We start from the raw sequence: 6,147 nt of genomic DNA on the forward strand, positions 1-6,147 counted from the left end.
TCCAGTGAGGGGTGTCCGGAGGGGTGTCCAGTGAGGGGTGTGCAGTGAGGGGTGTCAGGTGAGCGCTGTCACGTTCGACTACACGGGGGAGCGGGTGCTGGTGACCGGCGCCGCGGGGCTGATCGGCCGCGCGCTGGTGCACCGCTTCGCGGACGCGGGCGCCGACGTGCTCGCCGTGGACGTGGACGCCGACGGGCTCAAGGTCTTCGACGCCGTCCCGCGGGTGGCGACCATGACCGGTGACCTGTCCCGCGAGGACGTCGCCGACGCCGTGTTCGCGCGGCTCGTCCGGGACGGCGGCCTGGACGTGCTGGTCAACAACGCCGCGATGACGGAGCTGCGCACCCCGTTCATCGACATCGACGCCGACGTCTGGGACGCGGTGATCGCCGCGAACCTGCGCTCGGCGTACCTGCTGTCGGTGCGGGCCGTCCGGCACTGGCGGGACGCGGGGCGCGGCGGCACGATCGTCAGCATGTCGTCGCCGGGCGGCTCCCGCGCCCACGACGACCAGAGCGCCTACGACGTCACGAAGGCGGGCATCGAGGCGCTGAGCCGGGCGATCGCCGTGGAGCTCGGCGGCCTCGGCATCCGCGCGAACTGCATCGCCCCCGCCAGCGTCGTCGGGGAGATCCGGCCCGCCACCGACATCCCGGCGGGCCGCACCACCGCGCCGGAGGAGGTCGCGGACGCGGCGCTGTACCTGGCGTCCCCGGCGGCGGCGCAGCTCAACGGGCACGTCCTGCGCGTGGACGGCGGCCTGCACGCCCGTCTGCGCACCGATCCCACGCAGGAGCAGCAGCGCGAACCCTAGCGTCCGGACGGGTCCGCGCGTCCGGACGGCGCGGGGCACGGTCCCGCCGGCGCCGGCGGTTTCTCGGATGCCGCCGGCGCCGGCGCCTGTCCGGGCTTCCGGGCGGGCAGCCCGGGGCCGGTGCGGCGCGTGTTGTGCGCCTTCATCACCGCCTGGAGGTCGGGAAGGCCGCCCCCGCCGTCGGCGTCGGACAGCGCCGGGCACGCCCAGGCGTCCTGCCGTCCCCACGAGTAGCTGATGTCGAACGCGGGCCGCGGGACGAGCCGGTCCCAGCGGCGCAGGATCGACCGGAGCTGCCCCTCGCCCGGCAGCCGCCAGTTCCGCTCCCCGTCGTTGCAGGACTGCCCGAACGTCTGGAACACCGGGACGATCATGCGGCGGGGGAATCCGGCGCGGTCGGCCTGCCCGACCATCGTGTCGATCGCGCCGAGGTCGCAGGTCTTGCGGCCCGTCCGGCAGGGGTAAGGGTCGAGGCCGATGAGGTCGAGGTGCGTCTCGGACGGCTTGAGCGGCCGCATCGGCCAGTCGGTCAGCGACGCGAACGCCTTCTGCCCCGGCGCGTACCGGTGGACGATGTCGGCCCGCTTCCGGATCTTGCCGGCGATGTCGGGGCATTCGTCCGGGTTCGGCTCGTCGGACAGGTACCACCCGTACACGCGGTCGTTGCCTGCGAACCGCTTCACCGTGGCGGTGAACGCGGACGTGCTCTCCTGCTGGAAGCCGCCGCAGGTGGTGTTGCCGCCCCACAGCAGCGCCCGGCCGCCCGCCGGGAGCGACGCGATGTCGTCCTCGTCCGGGTCGACGTCGAACAGGTCGTAGCCGAGCGCCGCCGCCGCGGCGCGGTCACCGGCCGGCATGTTCAGCGCGAGATGCAGGGTGCCCGTCGAGAGGGCGGCGGCGGGACGGGCGGACGCGCCCCCGGGTGACGGGGCGATCAGGTATCCGGTGACGGCTCCGCCGAGGGCGGCCGCGGCGGCCACCGCGGCGAGGTGGGTGCGCATCGACTTCATCGGCTCTCCCCGCGTCGCTGGTGCGCCCAGCGTCGCACGAACGGAGCGTGATCGTGCCAATACGGCCGAGGCCGGTAAGGAGGCTGAGACCGGTAAGGCCGAGACCGGTAAGGGCCGAGACCGGTTGGGACCGAGCCTGGTATAGGGATGAGACCGCCGAGGGGAGCAACGCCCGGTAGGGAAAGTGGCCCCCGCATGGGGACAGACGGAGACGGCCGCCCGCAATGGCGCGGGCGGCCGGTCCGGAACGAGCCCCTAGATCGCGATGGCCGGGTTGCGGCTCGGGATGACTTCGCGGCTCGGTTGACTGACGGCGGGGTCAGACACGCCAGGACTGGACGAGCGCGTCCAGCGTGGCCTTGTCGTAGACGATCCCCTGCGAGGTCAGCTCCTGGGCGACCAGGTCGCCGTCGCCGTGGTGCTTGGCGAGCAGCCGGTACACCGCGTACGGGAACCAGTGGTTGTCGCTGATCCGCTGGATCTCGGCCTCGTCGCAGTCGTAGCCCTCGGCCCTGACCTCGGCGAGCGTCGCGGCGACGTCCCCGTGCCGCCGTTCGAGGATGTCGATGACGAGGCCGCGCAGGTTCTCGGGGGCGGGCGCGGACACGGGCGCCTCGGCGCCGGTGCCGTAGGAGCCGGCGCCATAGGACTCGGCGCTGTAGGACTCGGTGGTGGTGCCGTAGGAGCTGCGGCCGTTGGGGCTCGCGGCCGCGGCGGCGGCGCTGACGACGGCGAGTTCGGGCTCGGGCTCGGGCGCCGGGGCGGGGGCCGGAGCCGGAGTCGGAGCCTGGGTCGAGGCGGCGGCCTGGGCGGGGGCGCTCGGCGCGGCCTTGGGGGCGGGGCCGGTCTTCTGCGCCGCGCCGGACTCCGCCGTCTGCTGCGCGGCCGTCCGCTGCGCGTCCGCGCCGGACTCGATCGCCTTGCCGGAGTGACCGGGGACCTGGATCTGCGGGAGCGGACCGGTGTTGCGGAACGGCATCAGCGTGATCTGGTTGAGCGTGACGGGCCCGGCGATGGCGCGGGTCTGCTGCTCCTGCTCCTTGGCCTGTTCCTCCTCCGTCTTCTGCGAGACGTACCGGTGCAGGGTCCGTAGCAGGACGAACAGGCCGAGCATCGACACGATCGGCGGGACGGCGGCGGTGGCCTGGTAGGAGAACGTCTTGTGCCCGACGTGACCGACGTTGAAGATGAGGCTGGCCGTCCAGCCCGCGAGCGCGATGATCAGCGGCAGGCAGAAGTCGAGCCAGCTCATCAGGGCCTTGCGCTTGATGACGAAGGCGTCGATCGCGAGCAGGAACAGGCCGAGCTCGCCGACGATGATGAACAGGTCGACGAGCAGGGGGAAGGATTCGGCCTTCCAGCCGCGCAGGCCGTGTTCGAGGGCCCAGTGGTAGAGACCGGCGTACGATTGGGCGAAACCGCCGGCGGTGGCGGTCAGGACCGCGGCCGCCATGAAGGCGATGGCCCCCCACCGTGTGATGACCTGTGCCCGGTTGGCAGCGCTCATGCGGCGTGTGCTCCCAGTTTTCTTTAGCCGACCAAGAGTGAGTCGGTGGGAGACTATCCATTCCTTTGACGTTCCGTGGCCGATTCACATTACGTGTCGGTCGCATTTCTGGGTGGACTCGGGCGAACGAGACAAACGGAGCACGGGACCGAGACGCAGGGGTATGCGCACCGTCCCCGCCGGAGCCCACCGGTACCCCGGCGGGACCGTGGATTCGGCGGGAGCGGCGGCGGAATCCCGCTTCGGACCTGCTGCGGCACCCGCAGGACGAAGCCGAACGCCGCCGCCTTCCCGCCGTTCGGGTGCGGCCCGGGTAGAGGCCGGACGTGACCGTCGTCAGACTGAATCGTCCTGTTGTGTCCGTGTATTGAGGTCTGCGCAGCGTATATCCGTAATTGTCGTATCTGCCGCAATAGTCGGACTGGCGGAAGTCGAGCGGTGCGCGGCTCGCCAGGTGACGCGACAGGGAGTAGACGATCCTCGGTGTCGGTGTCGGTGTCGGTGTCGGTGTCGGTGTCGGTGTCGGTGTCAGCGGGGCCGCGCGGTCCTGCCCCTGCCCGCCGCGCCTTCGGCGGCGAGTGCCAAAGCCCGCCCGGGACCGTCGTGCTGACTCGCTCATTGACCTTCTTGACGGGCCGTAGAAGCCTGGCGGTGGCGTCCGAGACCCGCCCGCCGACTTGAGGAGCGTCATGCCCACGCTCGTTGACACCTCGGACCACCCTGCCCGGGACCAGGCCGGCTACCGGCGGTACCTGATCACCTCGGCGTTCGGGCCGCTCCATGTTCGGCCGCGGCGGCCCGGCGGGTCCGCCGCCCGGTTGTCCGCCCGCAGGCTCGGCCCGGTCGAGGCCGGCGACGTGGGGGCGCCCGCGCACGCGGTGCGGCGCATCGCCCGGCGGATCGCCCGCGACACCCGCGAGTGCCGCAGGCTCGCCCTCGTTCTGCGCGGCTCGTGCGTGCTGTGGCAGAACGGCCGCCGCACCGAGGCCGGGGTCGGGAACGTGGTGTTCTGCGGCTCGTTCCTTCTACGCGCGCCGGTGGAGAACATCGCAGAGAACGTCACAGAGAACACCGTTGGCGGCACGGCGGCGTCCGATCCCAGGGCCGGCGGCGGTCGCGCGGTCGAGGGATCCCACGCGCGCAACCTCGGCGGCGCGGTCGAGCCGGTGACCGGTGCGGCAGGCGACAGGCCGGGCGAGCCGCCCGCCCCGTCCGCGGAGAGCGCGGAGATGCTGCGCGCGATCCAGGAGTGGATCGAGGAGCGGCTGCACGACCCGGTGCTGAGCCCCGCCGCGATCGCCGCGGCGCACCACATCTCCGTCCGGCAGCTGTACCGGGTGTTCCGGCCGGCCGGGACGACGGTCGCCCGGTACGTCCGTGCGCGGCGGCTGGAGAACTGCCGCCGCGAGCTGGGCGACCCGTTCCTCGGCGCCCGGCGGATCGGCGCGATCGCCGCCCGCTGGGGCCTCCCGGACGCCGCCGCGTTCAGCCGGGCCTTCCGCGCCGCCTACGGGCAGACCCCCACCGCCTACCGCGCCCGCGCGACCGGCCCGCACCGGGACGTCTAGCCCGAGGTAAATGCCGGGTTTGCCCTGCATCGATGCCGGGATCGGGGGAACGCGGAGAAGACAAGGAAAACGGGGGACATCGCCATGCCACGGCCGGGAAACCGCAGGTACGACACCGAGCGCGCGTGGACCGGGAAGCGGCTGCGGGACGAGGGGTCGCCGGCGGTGGGGAGGCCGGCGAGCGGGCAAACGCAGATCCATAACTGGACGAACCGCGGGCCCCGGCGCACCCAGGGGTGCACCCAGGGACGCACCGAGGGGCCGAAGGGGGAGCGGAGGGATCGCAATGAGCCATGGGCTGAGCCATGACGGGCCCGATACCGACGACGTGCAGGGGGCGGCGCTGCCGCTCGAGTACGAGGCGGACCTCGATCCGCTCATGGACCGCATCGGGGACGCCCGCTGCGTGCTGATCGGCGAGGCCAGCCACGGCACGCACGAGTACTACGCGTGGCGCGCCGCGCTGACCCGCCGGCTGATCGCCGAGCGCGGCTTCGCGTTCGTCGCGGTAGAGGGCGACTACCCGGACTGCCGCCGGGTCGGCCGCTCGGTGACGCTGGCGCCGGGAGCGCCCGCGGACCCGGGGGACGTCCTGGACGCCTACGAGCGCTGGCCGACGTGGATGTGGGCCAACGAGGAGACCGTCCGGTTCTGCCGCTGGCTGCGCGATCACAACGCCGGCCTGCCGCCCGCCGAGCGCGCCGGCTTCTACGGCCTGGACGTCTACAGCCTGTGGGAGTCGCTCCGCGCCGTCGTGGACCATCTGGCGGAGCACCGGCCCGAGTACCTGGACACGGCGCTGGAGGCGTACCGCTGCTTCGAACCCCACGGCGAGGACCCGCGGGCTTACGGGTGGAACGCCGCGCTGGTCCCGGACGGGTGCGCCGATGAGGTGCTGGCGCTGCTGACCAGGCTGCGCCGGCCCGTCCCGCCGGCGGAGCCCCGCGACCCGGCGGAGGAGTTCGACGCTCGGCAGAACGCCGAGGTGGCGGCGAACGCCGAGCGGTACTACCGCGCCATGATCGGCGGCGGGCCGGAGTCGTGGAACGTCCGGGACGTCCACATGGCCGACACCCTCGACCGGCTCATGGAGTTCCACCGGGAGCAGCGGAGCGAGAGCCGGGGAGACGGCCGGGGAGACGGCCGGGGAGACGGCAGGGGAGACGGCAGGGGAGACGGCAGGGGAGACGGCTGGGGAGAGGGCCGCGCGGTGGTCTGGGCGCACAACACCCACGTCGGCGACGCGCG

General features: G+C 73.0%; 5 protein-coding genes. 3 read left to right on the plus strand and 2 right to left on the minus strand.

What is annotated here, in order from left to right; genetic code table 11:
• Positions 1-58 precede the first annotated feature (58 nt).
• Positions 59-814: an SDR family NAD(P)-dependent oxidoreductase gene (locus ACIWVC_RS19855; RefSeq protein ID WP_396449241.1), complete on the plus strand. Its 756-nt coding sequence runs from the start codon at positions 59-61 to the stop codon at positions 812-814.
• Here ACIWVC_RS19855 and ACIWVC_RS19860 read toward each other — a convergent pair.
• Both ACIWVC_RS19860 and ACIWVC_RS19865 read right to left on the minus strand, forming a co-directional pair.
• Positions 811-1,824, minus strand: coding sequence for a hypothetical protein (locus ACIWVC_RS19860; RefSeq protein WP_396449242.1), 1,014 nt, complete (start codon positions 1,822-1,824; stop codon positions 811-813). The two genes, ACIWVC_RS19855 and ACIWVC_RS19860, sit on opposite strands and share 4 nt — an antisense overlap.
• Before the next feature lie 319 nt (positions 1,825-2,143).
• Positions 2,144-3,331 carry a DUF2637 domain-containing protein gene (locus ACIWVC_RS19865; protein WP_396449243.1) on the minus strand — a complete coding sequence of 396 codons (1,188 nt, stop codon included), beginning with the start codon at positions 3,329-3,331 and terminating at the stop codon, positions 2,144-2,146.
• Between the two features lie 689 nt (positions 3,332-4,020).
• On the opposite strand from ACIWVC_RS19865, the gene ACIWVC_RS19870 reads away from it, so the two are divergent.
• A complete protein-coding gene (locus tag ACIWVC_RS19870) occupies positions 4,021-4,899 on the plus strand; it encodes a helix-turn-helix domain-containing protein (protein WP_396449244.1) in 879 nt (292 codons plus the stop codon).
• A 286-nt stretch (positions 4,900-5,185) separates the two neighbouring features.
• Positions 5,186-6,147 (plus strand): erythromycin esterase family protein (locus tag ACIWVC_RS19875; RefSeq protein ID WP_396454413.1); only part of this gene is annotated, 962 nt, incomplete at its 3' end.

Origin of the sequence: Actinomadura sp. (assembly GCF_044508335.1) — a bacterium.
Lineage (GTDB): Bacteria > Actinomycetota > Actinomycetes > Streptosporangiales > Streptosporangiaceae > Spirillospora.